This is a genomic window from Tatumella sp. JGM130, from assembly GCF_018257525.1.
Lineage (GTDB): Bacteria > Pseudomonadota > Gammaproteobacteria > Enterobacterales > Enterobacteriaceae > Tatumella > Tatumella punctata.
The window spans coordinates 113,386-131,024 of sequence record NZ_JAERJS010000004.1 but is presented as its reverse complement, the minus strand read 5'-3'; the positions used below and the strand labels follow the sequence as shown (position 1 = coordinate 131,024).

Genomic DNA, 17,639 nt, shown 5'->3' with positions numbered 1-17,639 from the left:
GGGCACTATCAGAGTGCCTTTTTTGCACCATTAGGGTGCCTGAGTGTAAATAGCAAGCCATCCGGCAGTGCGACGCCGGGGGGGCAGGCTGCGCCATACATAACATCCGGTGCCGGACGAAGGGGCTGGCGGGAAGATAACTGCCTGGCATGAAATGTGCTAAAGAATCAGTGAGCACACAACATTTATTACTCAACACTATAAAAATTAACCTGAGGGCAGTCCATGAAAAAGCGAGTATTAGCTCTTTCTCTGATGCTGGCATTCTCCAGTGCCGGCAGTGTTTTTGCAGCAGTCCCGAAAACGCTTCGTATCGGAACTGATCCGACCTATCCGCCCTTTGAATCAAAAAATGCCAACGGCCAGCTGGTGGGGTTTGATATCGATTTAACCAATGAAATTTGTGCCCGTATTCATACCAAATGTACTTATGTGGAAAGTGATTTTGACGGGCTGATTCCGTCACTGAAGGCGGAAAAAATAGACGCAATTATCTCTTCATTGTCGATTACCGAAAAACGTGAACGTGAGATCGCGTTCTCGGAGAAACTGTATGCGGCTAACTCCCGGCTGGTGGCGAAGAAAGGGTCAGTCTTACAGCCAACAATCGCTTCACTGAAAGGTAAATCCATCGGTGTTGAACAGGGGACGACCCAGGAGACTTATGCTAACCAATACTGGCGTCCGAAAGGCGTGAATGTGGTCTCTTATGCCGGACAGGATCAGGTGTATCAGGATTTGAATGCCGGGCGTATCGATGCGGCTTTCCAGGATGAAGTACAGGCCGAAGAAGGCTTCCTGAAAAGTCCGGTGGGTAAAGCCTATGCCTTCTCTGGCCCGGCAGTTAAAGATGATAAGATTTTTGGTGTCGGTACCGGAATGGGGCTGCGCAAAGGTGATAATGAGCTGAAAACCGCAATAGATAAAGCCTTCGAGTCAATGCGGCAGGATGGTACTTACCAAAAACTGGCGAAACAGTATTTCGACTTTAATATTTACGGCGATTAGTGCGTCGCGAGCTGCCCGCTTTAGTGTGCGGGCAGTTGTTGTTTCTTTTGTTGCAGGAATTTTTTGATGCTCTATGGATATACCGACGTCATTATGAAAGGTGCGCTGGTAACAATTGAACTGGCAATCAGCTCTGTGGTTCTGGCGGTGATTCTGGGCCTGACAGGTGCCGCGGCGAAGTTATCTAAAAGCCGCCTTTTATCGACTATTTTCGGCCTGTATACCACTATTATCCGCGGTATTCCTGACCTGGTTCTGATGCTGTTGATTTATTATGGTTTACAGATTGTCCTCAATCAGCTGACTGACGCACTGAGCTGGGATCAAATTGATATTGACCCGATGGTTGCCGGTATCATTACCATTGGTTTTATCTACGGTGCTTATTTTACCGAAACATTTCGCGGAGCGTTCCTCTCGGTACCTAAAGGACAAATTGAAGCGGCGACGGCCTATGGTATGTCAGGGGCTCAGATTTTCCGCCGAGTCACCTTTCCGCTGATGATGCGGTTTGCATTACCTGCTATTGGCAATAACTGGCAGGTGATCCTGAAAGCTACTGCGTTAGTGTCATTGCTCGGCCTGGAAGATGTGATCAAAGCTACGCAACTGGCCGGTAAGAGTACCTGGCAGCCGTTCTATTTTGCCATCGTTGCCGGGGTAATTTATTTGTTCTTTACTACGGTGTCTAACGGGGTGCTGTGGTTGCTGGAACGCCGTTATTCAGTTGGGGTGAAAAAGGCTGAATTATGATTGATATTCTTCACGACTATTGGAAGTCATTGTTATGGACTGATGGCTATCGCTTTACCGGGGTTGCTATCACGCTGTGGTTATTGATCATTTCTGTGGTTATTGGTGGCGTGATGGCCATTTTTCTGGCGATTGCCAGAGTCTCTTCTAACCGGTTTATCAGTACCCCTGTCTGGCTGTTTACCTATATTTTCCGCGGGACGCCGTTATATGTTCAGTTACTGGTATTTTATTCCGGGATGTATACCCTGGAAATAGTGAAAGGTAACGAACTGCTGAATGCTTTTTTCCGTAGCGGCATGAATTGTGCCATCCTGGCGTTTACGCTGAATACCTGTGCCTATACGACAGAGGTATTTGCAGGGGCTATCCGTTCGGTGCCCTATGGTGAGATTGAAGCAGCGAGGGCTTATGGGTTCTCTCGTTTTAAAATGTACCGCTGTATCATCTTACCTGCCGCTTTGCGTATCGCGCTGCCAGCTTATAGCAATGAGGTGATACTGATGCTGCACTCCACCTCACTGGCATTTACCGCGACCGTACCGGATGTATTGAAAATAGCCAGAGATATTAATGCGGCTACTTATCAGCCATTTACTGCGTTTGGTATTGCTGCCGTTATTTATCTGATTATTTCTTATTGTCTGATTACGTTGTTCCGTATGGCTGAGCGTTGCTGGCTGCCCCACGTTACCTCCTGATTTCGCAGAGTAAAATTATGGCTGATATAAAATTAAGTGTGACAGAACTCCACAAACGTTATGGCGAGCATGAGGTTCTCAAAGGCGTTTCATTACAGGCTGCGGCTGGTGATGTGATTAGTATTATCGGATCTTCCGGTTCCGGTAAGAGTACCTTTTTACGTTGTATCAATTTTCTTGAAAAACCCAGTGAAGGCTCTATTTCCCTGAATAATGAAAATATCCATCTGGTACGGGATAACGACGGGCAACTGAAAGTGGCTGATAAAGAACAGCTGCGCAAATTACGTACCCGGCTGACGATGGTGTTTCAGCACTTTAATCTGTGGAGCCATATGACGGTGCTGGATAATGTGATGGAAGCCCCGGTGCAGGTACTGGGGGTCAGTAAACAGGAGGCCCGTGCACGGGCGATTAAATACCTGGATAAAGTGGGTATTGATGAACGGGCCCGTGCCAAATACCCGGTACATCTGTCGGGAGGACAGCAACAGCGGGTATCGATTGCCAGAGCCCTGGCGATGGAACCGGAAGTGTTACTGTTTGATGAACCCACATCAGCACTGGACCCGGAGCTGGTGGGTGAGGTACTGCGTATTATGCAGCAGCTGGCGGAAGAGGGAAAAACCATGGTGGTCGTTACCCACGAAATGGAGTTTGCCCGTCACGTTTCAAATCATGTTATTTTCCTGCATCAGGGGAAAATCGAAGAGCAGGGTGATCCGCAGACGGTATTCAGTCAGCCGAAAAGCCCGCGCCTGCAACAATTCCTTTCCGGTGCATTAAAATAATCCTGTCCCGCCTGGCCTGCGGGCTGAGGCGGGGTATCTGGCAACCGGCAAAGGGGGCTGAACGTGCGGTTTTTCCGGTGAGGTTGCGGAAAAATCAGCCAGCGTGCCGTGACAGAGTAATATTTCATACTGACTTTTGGTTCATTGTAATAATTGTCTGATAATATTAGTACAGTGAGTATCAGCTGGATAAAAGGGTTACGGATGGTGGAGCAAATTTCTGAAAACGGTATTGAGCAGGTTGATATCGTGAGTGAAGACGATAACGTTGTCACAACAACCAGTCGCGTGCAAATGCGTGCCGAGTGTCTCCGTCACCGGGCAACCTATATCGTGGTGCATGACGGAATGGGGCGGATACTGGTTCAGCGCCGGACCGAAATTAAAGACTTTATGCCAGGTAAGCTGGATGCGACTGCCGGTGGTGTCGTTCAGTCCGGAGAAGATGTGCTGGCATCAGCGCGCCGCGAGGCTGAAGAAGAACTGGGAATTGCGGCGGTTCCTTTTGCCGAACACGGTAAATTCTACTTTGAAGATGAGCATTGCCGTGTCTGGGGATCATTATTCAGTTGTGTTTGCCGCGGGCCTTTTGCCATGCAGGAAACAGAAGTGGCTGAAATTTTCTGGATGACACCTGAAGAAATTACCGTTCGTTGTGACGAATTCACCGATGATTCTCTGAAGGCGTTATCTTTATGGATGAGCCGTAATAACGAAGGCCGTCGCGCTTCTAACGAGCTGCAGCCATAATCTTTATGGTATTTAGCCGGCATAAATAACAGACAGGCGGGCATCAATGCCCGCCTGTCTGTGTCCGGAGATTAGTGATTATTTTCAGCCTGTTTTGACTGAATCGCGGTTAACGCAATGGTGTAGACAATATCGTCGACCAGTGCTCCGCGTGACAGGTCATTCACCGGTTTACGCATGCCTTGTAACATCGGCCCGATAGAGATCAGATTTGCAGAGCGCTGTACTGCTTTATAGGTGGTGTTACCTGTATTCAGGTCCGGGAAGACAAACACCGTTGCCCGGCCTGCGACCACGGAATCCGGGGCTTTGGACTTCGCCACATCTTCCATAATGGCGGCATCATATTGCAAAGGACCGTCGATAATTAAATCAGGCCGTTTTTCTCTGGCCAGACGAGTAGCTTCCCTGACTTTTTCCACATCACTGCCGGCCCCGGAATTTCCGGTGGAGTAAGAGATCATGGCGACTTTCGGATCAATACCAAAGGCACGGGCTGAGTCTGCTGACTGAATCGCAATTTCTGCCAGTTGCTCTGCCGTCGGGTCCGGGTTAATCGCACAGTCACCGTAAACCAGTACCTGTTCCGGTAGCAACATAAAGAACACCGATGATACCAGTGAACTGTTAGGCGCTGTTTTAATCAGCTGTAATGGCGGACGGATAGTGTTAGCGGTGGTATGAACAGCCCCCGAAACCAGCCCGTCGACTTCGTTCTGTTCCAGCATCAGGGTTCCGAGGACCACATTATCTTCCAGTTGCTCGCGGGCGACAATTTCGGTCATCCCTTTATTCCTGCGCAACTCAACCAGCCTCGGCACATATTTTTCCCGTACCTGTAGCGGATCGATCACTTCGATACCCTGACCGAGGCTGACGCCCTGGGCTGCGGCGACACGGTGTATTTCATCCGGATTACCGAGCAGCACACAGGTCGCGATACCCCTGGCAGCACAGATGGCAGCAGCCTTCACCGTTCTGGGCTCATCCCCCTCAGGCAGCACAATACGTTTAGCCGCCTGACGAGCCAGTTCAGTTAACTGATAACGGAAGGCAGGAGGTGAGAGCAGGCGGTTTCGTACCGATGTTTCGCCCAGTGAATCAACCCAGTGACTGCTGATATGGCTGGCCACATATTCCTGTATTTTTTCGATACGCTGGGTATCATCCACCGGCACTTCCAGGTTAAAACTTTGCAGGTTGAGCGATGTCTGCCAGGTGTTGGTGTTGACCGTAAACACAGGCAGACCGGTTTGCATCGCCCGCGAACAGAGATCGAGGATCGGCGGGTCAATATCATATCCCCCGGTCAGCAGAATGGCACCAATTTCCACACCGTTCATCGCAGCCAGACATGCTGATACCAGTACGTCCGGCCGGTCAGCTGAGGTGACCAGCAGAGATCCCGGCCGGAACAGTTCCAGCATATGCGGAAGACTGCGGGCACAGAAGGTCACTGATTTTATCCGCCGGGTGCGGATGTCACCCTGATTGACGATCCGCGCATTCAGATGACGGCACATATCGATAGCCCGGGTCGCTATCAGGTCAAAACTCCAGGGAATACAGCCTAAGACCGGCAACGGACTGATTTCACGAAACTGTTCGCCTTCCAGGCTGGCAACGCCGGCTTCGGTTGAATCTTCGAAAATTTCTGACAGATCAGGACGTGTCCGGCCCTGATCATCGATCGGTGCATTCAGCTTATTGATAATGATGCCTGAAATATTTTTATTTTTTTTCCCGCCGAAACTGCCCTGAACGATCTCAATCCGTTCTTTAAATTGCGCAGCTGAATCGTTACCGGGTGACATGACGAAAATAATCTCAGCATTCAGAGTACGGGCAATTTCGTAATTCAGTGCATTGGCAAATTCGTGCTTGCGGGTCGGAACCAGCCCTTCCACCAGTACCACCTCTGCATCACCGGCGTTCTCATGATAGCGGGCGATAATCTCTTCCATCAGCACATCCTGCTGGTTTGAGCCCAGCAGGTTTTCCACGTAAGACATGCGGAACGGTTCGGCGGCAGGGATGGTTGAATTATGGCGGATAATTGCGGTGGTATGGTCTTCCGCATCGCTATTTGAACGGGGCTGTGCGATAGGTTTAAAGATGCTGAGGCGCATCCCTTTACGTTCCATAGCGCGAAGTACGCCAAGGCTGACACTGGTCAGACCGACACTGGTCAGACCGACACTGGTGCCGGTGGGGATAAGCATAATTGTGCGGGACACTATCGACCTCTCTTCATTTTGTCGGGTCTTAAAAACAACACCGTCAGCCTGAGCTGACGGTGAGATAATAAATTCAGGCGGTGAGCCTTGCGGCATCCCGGGCAATCACCAGTTCTTCATTTGTCGGGATCACCAGCACCGGCCGGGTGCCGGGTTTATTGATAAATCCGGATTGTCCGAAACGGGCAGCAAGGTTGCTGTCATGATCAACATCCAGATTCAGTAATGCCAGTCTTTTCAGGGTCAGTTCACGCACTCTGGCGGCATTTTCACCAATTCCTCCGGTAAAGACGACGGCATCTAACCGGCCATCCATTAATGAAGTGTAGGAGGCGATATATTTTGCCAGACGATGACAGAACACATCCATTGCCCGGCGCGCATTGTCTTCCGTCAGGTAATTTTCTTCCACATAACGGAAATCATTAGTGGCTTCCGTCAGCCCCAGCAGCCCGGATTCTTTGGTCAGCATGTGGTTAATCTGGTCGGTTGTCATCCCCAGATTATCATGCAGGAAGAAGATAATTGCCGGGTCAAGATCACCACTACGGGTTCCCATGACCAGTCCTTCCAGCGGCGTTAACCCCATGGACGTATCAACGCATTCACCATTACGGATTGCCGCCACTGAAGCCCCGTTCCCCAGGTGGCAGGTAATAACATTCAGCGACTCTGCCGGGATTTCCAGGATCTTTGCGGCTTCACGTGATACATAATAGTGACTGGTGCCATGGGCACCATAGCGACGTATCCCATGTTGGGTATATAACGGGTAAGGCAGGGCATAAAGATAAGCTTCTTCGGGCATAGTCTGGTGGAATGCTGTATCAAATACCGCGACATTTTTGTCCGACAGATGCGGGAAGTTTTTTAATGCTTCTTCGATGCCAATCAGATGTGCCGGATTATGCAATGGCGCAAAGCCGGACGCATTACGGATTTCTGCAATCACGTGTTGATCAATAATCACTGACTGGGTCAGGCGCTCACCACCATGTACTACCCGGTGCCCGATAGCAACAATCTGTTCTGACAGCAGCGGTTGCTGGCGAAGGATATTACTGACGATAAAATCAAGTGCCTGACTGTGGGCTGCATAAGCGCCAAGAGATGCTTCCTGTTTACCGCTTTCCTGAGTCCATTTTATCCGTGCTTCCGGCAAATTAAAGCATTCAGCCAGTCCGGAAAGATATTCATCACCGTTTTCAGGGTTTATGATAGCAAACTTCAGGGAAGAACTGCCGCAGTTGAGGACCAGGACTAACTTACTCGACATGGAAGCACCTATTTGTTTAAAGTGGCGATGAACAGCGCCATCAGACGTTAATGTAACCCATGAATGCTGACGGGGTTAGAATAAATACCCGGCCGGAGCAAAATATTGTCCATACTCAAAAAAAACTGTAATTTCTGCATTTTTTTTTGAATGTGCAGCGATGATTTTTTGCGAGCGGCACCGGGGATGATCTGCTGTAAAAAAGCCTATGGTATTTAAAGCGATGTTAAATTTCACCTGATTAGTGACTGTTTTAAAATTTTTTTGATGTTTTATTGATATAGTTGAGGTTCCGTGATGAGTAATTCAGGCAATGTAAGCTGGTTTGGTATATTACAACGCGGTCAGCACTATATGAAAACCTGGCCTGATGATAAGCGTCTGAGGCCGGTATTCCCTGAACACCGCATCGGTAAGGCGATACGGTTTGGTATCCGGTTTATGCCACCGCTGGCGATATTCACCCTGTGCTGGCAAATTGCGTTACATGCACAATTAGGTCCTGCGGTAGCCAGCGCGCTATTTGCCTGCAGTCTGCCGTTGCAGGGATTATGGTGGATGGGCAAACGCTCGGTTAAGCCTCTGCCGCCGTCATTATTACAGTGGTATCATTCGTTACGGGAAAAACTGGCCCATGCGGGCCAGGCAACGGCTATGCCGGAAGGTTCTCCGACGTACCAGTCTCTGGCGGATGTGCTTAAGCGGGCTTTTAACCAGCTGGATAAAACCTTTCTTGATGAACTCTGACTGATACCCTGTTCCTCTCTGCCCGCAGGCAATAACCCTGCGGGACAAAATGATATCCGGGGTATCGGCTAGCGATAGTGCTCCGAGATTTTATCGAGGGTAGTGGTACAGCTGGCACAGAATACTGCCATAAAATCGTTCACTTCCGGCATCTCATGGCGTAGTTGGCCGATACGTTCTTCCAGTCCTTCTTTGACATGCTGAAACTCATCGTTATGAAAGCGTAACTCGTTTAATGCTTTGATATAAGCGGATAAAATATCTGCCGCTTTGACGATAGCTTTGTATTGCGGATCGACATCATTCTGAATGATCAGCCCCGAGAAACTTGCCCGCAAGTCTTCGGGTAAGGTCTCAATACACTCCTGCTCGGCCAGAGTTTCCAGCTGTTTAAATGCCTCCGTGAAACGGGGGTTATGGTACTTGGTCTTGGAGTTGATATCCTGAAGCTTGGTTTCGGAGACTTCATGATATAAGGCGATGACTGCAGCACGATCAGGATTGAGAGTATTTCCATAACGGGTATTACCGATGACAGTCAGTAAATGGGCAATCACAGCTACCTGATGACTATGCTCAGCGACATTCTCTTCCTGAAAACAATGCATTAATGCCCAGCGTTTGATCAGTGGCATGCGGGTGATCCATGCCATAAACGTACTTTGTAACTTCATACACAAACTCCTTACCTGCCGTTCTCGTCGTGAGTGGCATCAATAATAGCAGCGGATAATGACAGGCGGGAAACCGGAGCGGGTGAAATACGGAATTCAGGAGAATAAAAATGCCCGGAATCTGCTGATCCGGGCAGGTCGGATGCCGCTGATTACTGGTGGTAGTGTTCCAGGAACCGGCCGAATTTACCGATAGCCATTTCGAGGTCATCAACACGTGGCAGTGTGACAATCCTGACATGGTCAGGCCATGGCCAGTTAAACGCGCTGCCCTGAACCAGCAGGACTTTTTCCTGTAACAGAAAATCCAGTACCATTTTCTGGTCATCGTGCAGATTGAATTTTTTCGGGTCGATACGCGGGAACATATATAATGCGCCCTGTGGTTTTACACAGCTGACACCGGGAATTTCGTTAATCAGTTCCCAGGCACGGTCCCGTTGCTGGTAAAGACGCCCGCCGGGAGTAATAAACTCGCTGATACTCTGATAACCCCCTAATGCGGTCTGGATCGCATGTTGCGCCGGTACGTTGGCACACAGACGCATAGAGGCCAGCATTTCAAGGCCTTCGATATAGCCTTTGGCATGTTTTTTCGGGCCATTCAGCACCATCCAGCCTTGTCTGAAACCGGCCACACGGTAAGTTTTGGACAATCCGTTAAAGGTGACAGTCAGTAAGTCCGGAGCCAGAGCGGCAATAGACTGGTGCCGGGCTTCATCATAAAGAATTTTATCGTAAATCTCGTCGGCAAAGATAATCAGGTTATGTTCACGGGCGATAGCCACAATTTCCAGCAATAGTTCTTTGCTGTACACCGCACCTGTCGGGTTATTCGGGTTAATAATAACAATCCCGCGGGTCCGCGGAGTGATCCTGGCCCGAATGTCGTCCAGGTCAGGGAACCAGCCAGCAGATTCGTCACAGAGATAATGTACCGCTTTACCGCTGGATAAGGAGACCGACGCTGTCCATAGCGGGTAGTCAGGTGCCGGTACCAGCATTTCGTCACCGGTGTTCAGTAACGCCTGCATAGATTGCACGATCAGCTCTGAAACACCGTTACCGATATAGATATCTTCAACAGTGACATCACGCATACCCCGTTTCTGATAGTGCTGCATAATGGCTTTGCGGGCGGAGTAGAGTCCTTTTGAATCACAGTATCCCTGGGAGGTCGGCAGATGTTTAATCACATCCACCAGAATTTCATCCGGCGCTTCAAACCCGAACGGTGCCGGATTGCCGATGTTGAGTTTGAGTACTTTATTACCTTCTTCCTCAAGGCGTTTAGCCTCTTTCAGTACCGGGCCGCGTATGTCGTAACAAACGTTCTCAAGCTTCGCAGATTTTTCAATTTTATAAGTCATTACAATCGCCTTGGATGGCAGAGTCCATGTGTCTGCCCTGTGAGTCAACACTATAAATGTACTCTTCTGATGGTGCTAAAAGAAGGGTAAAGGCATCTTTTGGGGATTTGTTCAGCTCATCAGTAATTTTAATATTATCATATAATGTAAAATATAATAAAACCAGATTAATTAACCAGTAATCTCTATAAACATAGAATTTTATTCTGGTTGTTGCTTTCAGGCTATCTGATTGAAATTTACCGTGTAAAAGATGAACAGTTAACCGAAGGTAAAGATAAAACTGTAAATTATTAGTAAGGACAGATTAATTGTTTATTTATGTAATCGGTTCCATTTTTATTGTATAGATAAGAAAATTAGCAAACAGCATTTCAAATCAATAGTTAATTAAGATAATTCTGTTAAATTTTAATGATTGTCCTGATTTTATTTATATTGATGATGTTATATTACATATAAAAAACAGCAGGATAGGGTTTTTTGCTCAACTATTTTCGGTTATCTTTCTCGCCGGGATGATGTCAGTGGTAAATACCGCTCTCTGAATATGAAGCAGGTCAAAAATTATGTACTTTTATATAAAAAAAATTCCAATTCCCGGTTAAAAATGATTAAGTATTATTAATAAATTTAATGCGATTAAAATCTGCAATAAATTTTACGACCTGCCATTTTCTGGTCAGGATAAATATTCAGCAGAAGCGTGAAACATTTCCGGAGAAAATGTCTTCTTTCACGCAACATAGAAATAATTGTGTTAATGAGAACTTTCTGAAACAGGGCCGCTTTTCTGTCTGCGCTTATTGCCGATGGACCCTTTTTTGGAAATACTCACCCCGATTTGTATCCTGCCGGCAGGCAGGTTTTGAAGTAATACCAGGGCAGTAAGTAATAAAAATCTTATAAGTGACTAAAAAATATGACAAATACTAATCCTCCAATTATGAATCTGGATCTCGACCTGCTAAGAACATTTGTCGCAGTAGCGGATCTGAATACGTTTGCCGCCGCCGCCGCGGCTGTGTGCCGTACTCAGTCAGCTGTCAGCCAGCAAATGCAGCGGCTTGAGCAACTGGTCGGAAAAGAACTGTTTGCACGACACGGGCGTAATAAATTACTGACAGAGCACGGTATTCAGTTACTTGGCTATGCCCGTAAAATTTTACGTTTTAACGATGAAGCCTGTGCATCGCTGATGTACAGCAATGTGCAGGGAGTATTGACTATCGGTGTGACTGAGGACACGGCCGAGACCTTGCTTCCTTATGTGCTTAACCGTATTACCACGTTATATCCGAAACTGACGATTGATATCCGTATTACCCCGTCGGCCACTGTGTTTGAGCTGCTGGAGAGAAAAGAGGTTGATATCGTGCTGAGCACTTCAGCCGGTGATGGCGTTATCAGCCAGGTACTGCGTACTTCTCCGACATTGTGGTTTTGTGCCGCAGATTATGCTTTCCGGCACGGTGAAGCCTTGCCGTTGGTTTTACAGGATGAGTCTAACCCTTATCGTGAAATGGCCATCGAAAATCTTAATCGTAATGGAACGCCATGGCGTATTTCCTACGTGGCGACCTCTCTGTCTGCGGTGAAAGTCGCGGTAAAATCAGGCCTGGGAGCAACAGCACGTCCGGCCGAAATGATCGGCCCGGAAGTCAGAGTGCTGGGCAATGCGGAAGGACTGCCTGCTCTGCCGGATACCCAGTATCTGGTGTGTCGTCAGCAAGATAATGATAACGAACTGTTGCGGTCGGTCTTTACCGTATTACAGCCGTTGGCTGATCCGTCACATCCGTTATCTGAAGATAACGAGACTCTGCCAGAAGAGGATGAAGATCTGACGGATGTCATCCCGGGAAATAGTGAAGATCACTAGCGGAACAGCCGTTAGCGTTACTGATTATTAAAACCCGTCATCTCTGTGGCGGGTTTTTTATTGCCGTCACCCGCAAAAACTTGAATAAAAACCCGCAATCTGGCTGTTTTTTATTCATCCTTCTCTGAATTCTGCTCTCGATCAAAAAATAATTCATCCTTTCCGGGGTAAATTGAAAAAGACCTGCCAGACTATAAGGACATCGTTGCTAAATTAAACAGTTCGCCCTATGAGCAACCATGACTGAAGCGATTTAGCTGGACGAAGTCGCACTGTTTGTTAATAATATGTGTGTTTTGTGAATTAGTCTTTAATTATAATTGTCAGTGTTGACAAAAGGTTACTGTAGAGGGTAGATAAACCATAATTATACTGTGGGTACCATAGGTGCAGCAGATTTTTATAAGGTTAACCCTTCCTTTGAATGATTGTGGTGACGGGCGTTAAGCGTCAGCTGGCTTCCGGATCTACGTTTGATGAGTAAGCATGAGTATGTCAACAACCACTGAAGTAATCGCACATCATTGGGCTTTCGTTGTATTTGTCATTATTGCTTTCGGGCTCTGTGCTTTCATGTTAACCGGGGGCTGGTTACTCGGGGGCAGGGCAAAAGCAAGATACAAAAATACACCTTTCGAGTCGGGTATCGACGCGGTCGGTAATACCCAGCTGCGCTTGTCTGCAAAATTCTACCTGGTGGCGATGTTCTTCGTCATTTTCGATGTTGAAGCGCTGTTTCTTTACGCATGGTCAGTTTCTGTGCGCGAAAGCGGCTGGATAGGCTTTGCCGAAGCGGCGATCTTTATTTTGGTATTACTGGCGGGTCTGGTGTATCTGGCACGTATCGGTGCGCTGGACTGGGCACCTGCCCGTCGTCGCGTCACCACAGATTCCGGACGTAGTGATATCCCTTCTCAAAAGCAGTAACAGTGAGGCATTAGAATGGACTATACGCTGACCCGCATAGACCCTGAAGGCAGCGGGAATAATGATCGTTATCCCCTGCAAAAACAGGAGATTGTGAGCGATCCGCTGGAACAGCATGTACACCGCAGTGTGTATATGGGCAAGCTGGAGCATGCGCTGCATGACATGGTTAACTGGGGCAGAAAAAACTCTCTATGGCCTTATAATTTCGGTCTTTCCTGCTGCTATGTTGAAATGACCACTTCTTTTACTGCTGTCCATGATGTAGCACGTTTTGGCGCCGAAGTGATGCGTGCCTCTCCCCGTCAGGCTGATTTTATGGTGATTGCCGGGACACCGTTTACCAAAATGGCCCCGGTAATACAGCGTCTCTATGACCAGATGCTCGAGCCAAAATGGGTTATCTCAATGGGAGCCTGTGCCAACTCTGGCGGTATGTACGATATCTATTCTGTTGTGCAGGGCGTTGATAAGTTCCTGCCGGTGGATGTGTACATCCCCGGCTGCCCGCCTCGTCCTGAAGCCTATATGCAGGCCCTGTTGTTGTTGCAGGAATCGATCGGTAAAGAACGCCGGCCACTCTCCTGGGTGGTCGGGGATCAGGGGGTCTACCGGGCCAATATGCCTTCAGAGCGTGAACGAAAACGTGGCGAACGTATTGCTGTGACAACTTTACGCACCCCGGATGAAATCTAAGCCGGTTATTCAGGGATGAGTGTATCCCGGCGTCATCTGAACCATCATCCCGCCGGCCGCCATCCTGACGTCATCTTATAATTGCCTGAATACAGGCCGGAATGGTGAATATCGTATGACTGATTTGAACACGCAAGACTCCGTTCTGCCCGCCTGGCAAACCAGAGATCATCTTGATGATCCTGTTATCGGTGAACTGCGTAATCGTTTTGGCCCTGAGGCCTTTACTGTTCAGCCAACCCGTACCGGGCATCCGGTGGTCTGGGTTCCGCGTGAACAGTTACCGGAAGTAATCACCTTCTTACGCGCACTGCCTAAACCCTATGTCATGCTTTACGATTTGCATGGAACAGATGAACGGCTGCGTACCCACCGTCAGGGGCTGCCTGCTGCTGACTTTTCTGTTTTCTATCATCTGTTATCGATTGATCGTAACCGCGATATTGTGATCAAGGTAGCGTTAGCGGAAAGCGATCTGTATTTGCCGACTCTGACCACAATTTTTCCCAATGCCAACTGGTATGAACGGGAAACCTGGGAAATGTTTGGCATTACGTTCCGCGGACACCCGCACCTGACCCGTATCATGATGCCTGATACCTGGAGTGGTCATCCGTTACGTAAAGACTATCCGGCCCGTGCCACGGAGTTTGATCCTTTTTCCCTGACCAAAGCGAAAGAAGATTTGGAAATGGAGGCTCTGACATTTAATCCCGATGCCTGGGGCATGAAGCGCGGTACGGCCAGTGAAGATTTTATGTTCCTCAACCTCGGCCCTAACCATCCGTCAGCCCATGGTGCCTTCCGGATCATTCTGCAGCTGGATGGTGAAGAAATTGTCGATTGTGTGCCGGACATTGGTTACCACCATCGTGGTGCTGAAAAAATGGCAGAGCGCCAGTCATGGCATAGCTATATTCCCTACACGGACCGGATTGAGTATCTCGGCGGCTGTGTTAATGAAATGCCTTATGTACTGGCTGTCGAAAAGCTGGCGGGGATCACTGTTCCCGATCGGGTCAATGTGATCCGTGTGATGCTTTCTGAGCTGTTCCGTATCAACAGCCATCTGCTTTATATCTCGACGTTTATTCAGGATGTGGGGGCGATGACCCCGGTATTCTTTGCCTTCACTGACCGGCAAAAAATTTATGATGTGGTGGAAGCGATCACCGGATTCCGGATGCATCCTGCCTGGTTCCGTATTGGTGGCGTTGCTCATGATCTTCCTAACGGCTGGGAACGGTTACTGCGTGACTTTCTCGACTGGATGCCAAAACGGCTCAAAGAATATGACAAAGCCGCATTGCGTAATAGTGTGCTGGTTGGCCGCTCGCGGGGAGTCGCCGCCTATAACCAGCAGGAAGCCCTGGCCTGGGGAACTACCGGGGCCGCATTACGTGCCACCGGGCTGGATTTTGATGTCCGTAAATGGCGCCCGTATTCCGGTTATGAAAACTTTGAGTTTGACATTCCGGTCGGCGGGGGCGTCAGCGATGCTTACAGCCGCGTGATGCTGAAGATGGAAGAGATGTGGCAGTCACTGCGTATTCTTGAACAATGTCTGAAAAATATGCCGGCGGGTCCGTTTAAAGCGGATCATCCTCTGACAACACCACCGCCGAAAGAGCGCACATTGCAGCATATCGAAACGCTGATTACCCACTTCCTGCAGGTTTCCTGGGGTCCTGTGATGCCTGCTAATGAATCGTTCCAGATGATTGAAGCGACCAAAGGTATCAACAGTTATTACCTGACAAGTGATGGCAGCACCATGAGTTACCGGACCAGGGTCAGAACGCCGAGCTTTCCGCATTTACAGCAGATCCCTTCGGTGATCCGTGGCAGCCTGGTATCAGACCTGATTGTCTATCTTGGCAGTATTGATTTTGTTATGTCTGACGTGGACCGCTAATGATGAATAACCAGCAAATAGCCGTTAAAACGATAGACCCTGCAGAAACTTTTGTGCTGAGCGCAGAAGAACATCAGGCCATTGAACACGAAAAGCATCATTACGAAGATGCCCGCGCCGCGTCGATAGAAGCTCTGAAAATTGTCCAGAAACATCGCGGCTGGGTTCCCGACGGGGCGATTGATGCGATTGCCGGTGTGCTCGGTATTCCGGCCAGTGATGTCGAAGGGGTCGCCACCTTTTACAGCCAGATTTATCGCCAGCCGGTCGGCCGGTATGTGATCCGCTACTGTGACAGCGTGGTCTGTCATATTACCGGCTACCAGGGGATACAGACGGCACTGGAACACACCCTGAATATTAAACCGGGACAGACCACCGCCGACGGGCGCTTCACGCTGTTACCTACCTGTTGTCTGGGAAACTGTGATAAGGGGCCGGTCATGATGGTCAACGAGCAGACGCATGTCCATCTGACACCGGAAGCAATTGCCACTTTACTGGAGCAGTATCAATGACCGTTAAAACAATCATTCGTACTGCGGAAACCCATCCTCTGACCTGGCGGATGCGGGATGATAAGCAACCCGTGTGGCTGGAAGAGTACCGCAGTAAAAATGGCTATGCCGGTGCTGTAAAAGCACTTCAGAGTTTGTCGCCGGATGACATTGTGGCACAAATCAAGGACTCCGGGCTGAAAGGCCGTGGCGGGGCTGGTTTCTCCACCGGCCTGAAATGGAGCCTGATGCCTAAAGATGAATCCATGAATATCCGTTATCTGTTATGCAATGCGGATGAGATGGAGCCCGGCACCTATAAAGACCGCCTGCTAATGGAACAGATGCCACACCAGCTGGTGGAAGGGATGCTGATTGGGGCATTTGCTCTGAAAGCCTACCGCGGCTATATCTTCCTGCGCGGTGAGTATATTGAAGCGGCCGCGCACCTGCGACGGGCAATAGATGAAGCGACCGCGGCGGGCCTGCTGGGAAAAAATATCCTTGGGACCGGTTTTAACTTTGAATTGATCGTTCATACGGGCGCCGGGCGCTATATCTGTGGTGAAGAAACCGCTCTGATTAACTCACTGGAAGGCCGCCGGGCTAACCCGCGCTCCAAACCACCGTTCCCGGCATCCGCTGGTGTGTGGGGTAAACCGACCTGTGTGAATAATGTTGAAACCCTGTCAAATGTGCCGGCCATTATTGCCAACGGGGTGGACTGGTACAAAGGGATTTCCGGCAGTGATGATGCCGGGACCAAAATGATGGGGTTTTCCGGACGGGTGAAAAACCCCGGTGTCTGGGAACTGCCTTTCGGGATTACTGCCCGTGAAATTCTTGAGGACTATGCCGGAGGAATGCGTGACGGGCTGCAGTTTAAAGCCTGGCAACCCGGCGGTGCAGGCACCGACTTTCTGACTGATGCGCATCTCGATTTACCGATGGAGTTTGCCAGTATTGGTAAAGCCGGCAGCCGTTTGGGGACCGCGCTGGCGATGGCGGTTGATCATGAAATTAATATGGTTTCCCTGGTCCGTAATCTTGAAGAGTTTTTTGCCCGCGAGTCCTGTGGCTGGTGTACCCCGTGCCGTGATGGCCTGCCGTGGAGTGTCAAAATTCTTCGCGCTCTGGAACAGGGAAAAGGGCAGCCGGGGGATATTGAAACGCTGCAACAACTCTGTCGCCAGCTAGGCCCGGGCAAAACGTTCTGCGCCCATGCGCCTGGTGCCGTAGAGCCATTGCAGAGTGCGATTAAATATTTCCGTGATGAGTTTGAAGCGGGTATTGCACCCCAGGTATTCGGCAATATCCGTCCTGTGAAGGGTATTCAGCCTAACCTGCTGAAATCACGATGGTAAGTCAGGTAGCCTCCCCGCGGTCAGGGGAGCCTGGCGCCTGATTCACCACGA

Annotated in this window: 16 protein-coding genes; 12 read left to right on the top strand and 4 right to left on the bottom strand. The window is 49.2% G+C overall.

Annotation, left to right across the window (positions count from 1 at the left end; genetic code table 11):
- Positions 1–225 precede the first annotated feature (225 nt).
- The 5 genes from JK211_RS03235 to yfcD all read left to right on the top strand — a co-directional run bounded on the left by JK211_RS03235 (position 226) and on the right by yfcD (position 4,003).
- On the top strand, positions 226–1,008 hold the full coding sequence (locus JK211_RS03235) for a lysine/arginine/ornithine ABC transporter substrate-binding protein (protein WP_212707233.1): 783 nt from the start codon (positions 226–228) through the stop codon (positions 1,006–1,008).
- Positions 1,009–1,074: 66 nt separating this feature from the next.
- The gene (gene hisQ / locus JK211_RS03230; RefSeq protein WP_212707232.1) at positions 1,075–1,761 is read left to right on the top strand and encodes a histidine ABC transporter permease HisQ; all 687 of its coding nucleotides are present in this window, start codon (positions 1,075–1,077) and stop codon (positions 1,759–1,761) included.
- The gene (locus JK211_RS03225; protein WP_212707231.1) at positions 1,758–2,462 is read left to right on the top strand and encodes an ABC transporter permease; all 705 of its coding nucleotides are present in this window, start codon (positions 1,758–1,760) and stop codon (positions 2,460–2,462) included. Before hisQ ends, JK211_RS03225 begins: the two co-directional genes overlap by 4 nt.
- 17 nt (positions 2,463–2,479) lie before the next feature.
- A complete protein-coding gene (gene hisP / locus JK211_RS03220) occupies positions 2,480–3,253 on the top strand; it encodes a histidine ABC transporter ATP-binding protein HisP (RefSeq protein WP_212707230.1) in 774 nt (257 codons plus the stop codon).
- 204 nt (positions 3,254–3,457) lie between these two features.
- A complete protein-coding gene (gene yfcD / locus JK211_RS03215) occupies positions 3,458–4,003 on the top strand; it encodes an NUDIX hydrolase YfcD (RefSeq protein WP_212707229.1) in 546 nt (181 codons plus the stop codon).
- Positions 4,004–4,074: 71 nt separating this feature from the next.
- On the opposite strand, the gene pta is transcribed toward yfcD, so the two are convergent.
- Both pta and JK211_RS03205 read right to left on the bottom strand, forming a co-directional pair.
- A complete protein-coding gene (pta, locus tag JK211_RS03210) occupies positions 4,075–6,240 on the bottom strand; it encodes a phosphate acetyltransferase (RefSeq protein WP_212707228.1) in 2,166 nt (721 codons plus the stop codon).
- Positions 6,241–6,313: 73 nt separating this feature from the next.
- Entirely contained in the window at positions 6,314–7,516 is a 1,203-nt protein-coding gene (locus JK211_RS03205) for an acetate kinase (protein WP_212707227.1), read from the bottom strand.
- A gap of 297 nt (positions 7,517–7,813) precedes the next feature.
- Here JK211_RS03205 and yfbV point away from each other — a divergent pair, with 297 nt between their 5' ends.
- On the top strand, positions 7,814–8,263 hold the full coding sequence (yfbV, locus tag JK211_RS03200) for a terminus macrodomain insulation protein YfbV (protein ID WP_212707226.1): 450 nt from the start codon (positions 7,814–7,816) through the stop codon (positions 8,261–8,263).
- Between the two features lie 68 nt (positions 8,264–8,331).
- Here the strand turns inward: yfbV and yfbR are convergent, their stop codons facing one another.
- Together yfbR and JK211_RS03190 are read right to left on the bottom strand one after the other, a co-directional pair.
- A complete protein-coding gene (gene yfbR / locus JK211_RS03195) occupies positions 8,332–8,937 on the bottom strand; it encodes a 5'-deoxynucleotidase (RefSeq protein WP_212707225.1) in 606 nt (201 codons plus the stop codon).
- A gap of 152 nt (positions 8,938–9,089) precedes the next feature.
- Positions 9,090–10,307 carry a pyridoxal phosphate-dependent aminotransferase gene (locus JK211_RS03190; RefSeq protein WP_212707224.1) on the bottom strand — a complete coding sequence of 406 codons (1,218 nt, stop codon included), beginning with the start codon at positions 10,305–10,307 and terminating at the stop codon, positions 9,090–9,092.
- A gap of 922 nt (positions 10,308–11,229) precedes the next feature.
- Between JK211_RS03190 and JK211_RS03185 the strand changes: the two genes are divergently transcribed.
- From JK211_RS03185 to nuoF, 6 genes are all read left to right on the top strand, one after another.
- Complete coding sequence (locus tag JK211_RS03185; RefSeq protein WP_212707223.1) at positions 11,230–12,189, top strand: LysR family transcriptional regulator; 960 nt, start codon at positions 11,230–11,232, stop codon at positions 12,187–12,189.
- Positions 12,190–12,675: 486 nt separating this feature from the next.
- Positions 12,676–13,116 (top strand): NADH-quinone oxidoreductase subunit A, encoded by a 441-nt coding sequence (locus JK211_RS03180; protein WP_212707222.1) that lies wholly within the window; start codon positions 12,676–12,678, stop codon positions 13,114–13,116.
- 15 nt (positions 13,117–13,131) lie between these two features.
- Complete coding sequence (locus JK211_RS03175) at positions 13,132–13,812, top strand: NADH-quinone oxidoreductase subunit B family protein (RefSeq protein ID WP_212707221.1); 681 nt, start codon at positions 13,132–13,134, stop codon at positions 13,810–13,812.
- A gap of 115 nt (positions 13,813–13,927) precedes the next feature.
- A complete protein-coding gene (gene nuoC, locus JK211_RS03170; RefSeq protein ID WP_212707220.1) occupies positions 13,928–15,727 on the top strand; it encodes an NADH-quinone oxidoreductase subunit C/D in 1,800 nt (599 codons plus the stop codon).
- Positions 15,727–16,245 (top strand): NADH-quinone oxidoreductase subunit NuoE, encoded by a 519-nt coding sequence (gene nuoE / locus JK211_RS03165; RefSeq protein WP_371734573.1) that lies wholly within the window; start codon positions 15,727–15,729, stop codon positions 16,243–16,245. Before nuoC ends, nuoE begins: the two co-directional genes overlap by 1 nt.
- The gene (gene nuoF, locus JK211_RS03160) at positions 16,242–17,588 is read left to right on the top strand and encodes an NADH-quinone oxidoreductase subunit NuoF (RefSeq protein ID WP_212707219.1); all 1,347 of its coding nucleotides are present in this window, start codon (positions 16,242–16,244) and stop codon (positions 17,586–17,588) included. The genes nuoE and nuoF overlap by 4 nt, the downstream gene beginning before the upstream one ends.
- Positions 17,589–17,639: the final 51 nt, after the last annotated feature.

Coding starts and splice junctions, on each gene's coding strand:
- JK211_RS03235 (WP_212707233.1), top strand. CDS start 226: ATGAAAAAGCGAGTATTAGCTCTTTCTCTGATGCTGGCATTCTCCAGT.
- hisQ (WP_212707232.1), top strand. CDS start 1,075: ATGCTCTATGGATATACCGACGTCATTATGAAAGGTGCGCTGGTAACA.
- JK211_RS03225 (WP_212707231.1), top strand. CDS start 1,758: ATGATTGATATTCTTCACGACTATTGGAAGTCATTGTTATGGACTGAT.
- hisP (WP_212707230.1), top strand. CDS start 2,480: ATGGCTGATATAAAATTAAGTGTGACAGAACTCCACAAACGTTATGGC.
- yfcD (WP_212707229.1), top strand. CDS start 3,458: ATGGTGGAGCAAATTTCTGAAAACGGTATTGAGCAGGTTGATATCGTG.
- JK211_RS03205 (WP_212707227.1), bottom strand. CDS start 7,516: ATGTCGAGTAAGTTAGTCCTGGTCCTCAACTGCGGCAGTTCTTCCCTG.
- yfbV (WP_212707226.1), top strand. CDS start 7,814: ATGAGTAATTCAGGCAATGTAAGCTGGTTTGGTATATTACAACGCGGT.
- yfbR (WP_212707225.1), bottom strand. CDS start 8,937: ATGAAGTTACAAAGTACGTTTATGGCATGGATCACCCGCATGCCACTG.
- JK211_RS03190 (WP_212707224.1), bottom strand. CDS start 10,307: ATGACTTATAAAATTGAAAAATCTGCGAAGCTTGAGAACGTTTGTTAC.
- JK211_RS03185 (WP_212707223.1), top strand. CDS start 11,230: ATGACAAATACTAATCCTCCAATTATGAATCTGGATCTCGACCTGCTA.
- JK211_RS03180 (WP_212707222.1), top strand. CDS start 12,676: ATGAGTATGTCAACAACCACTGAAGTAATCGCACATCATTGGGCTTTC.
- JK211_RS03175 (WP_212707221.1), top strand. CDS start 13,132: ATGGACTATACGCTGACCCGCATAGACCCTGAAGGCAGCGGGAATAAT.
- nuoC (WP_212707220.1), top strand. CDS start 13,928: ATGACTGATTTGAACACGCAAGACTCCGTTCTGCCCGCCTGGCAAACC.
- nuoE (WP_371734573.1), top strand. CDS start 15,727: ATGATGAATAACCAGCAAATAGCCGTTAAAACGATAGACCCTGCAGAA.
- nuoF (WP_212707219.1), top strand. CDS start 16,242: ATGACCGTTAAAACAATCATTCGTACTGCGGAAACCCATCCTCTGACC.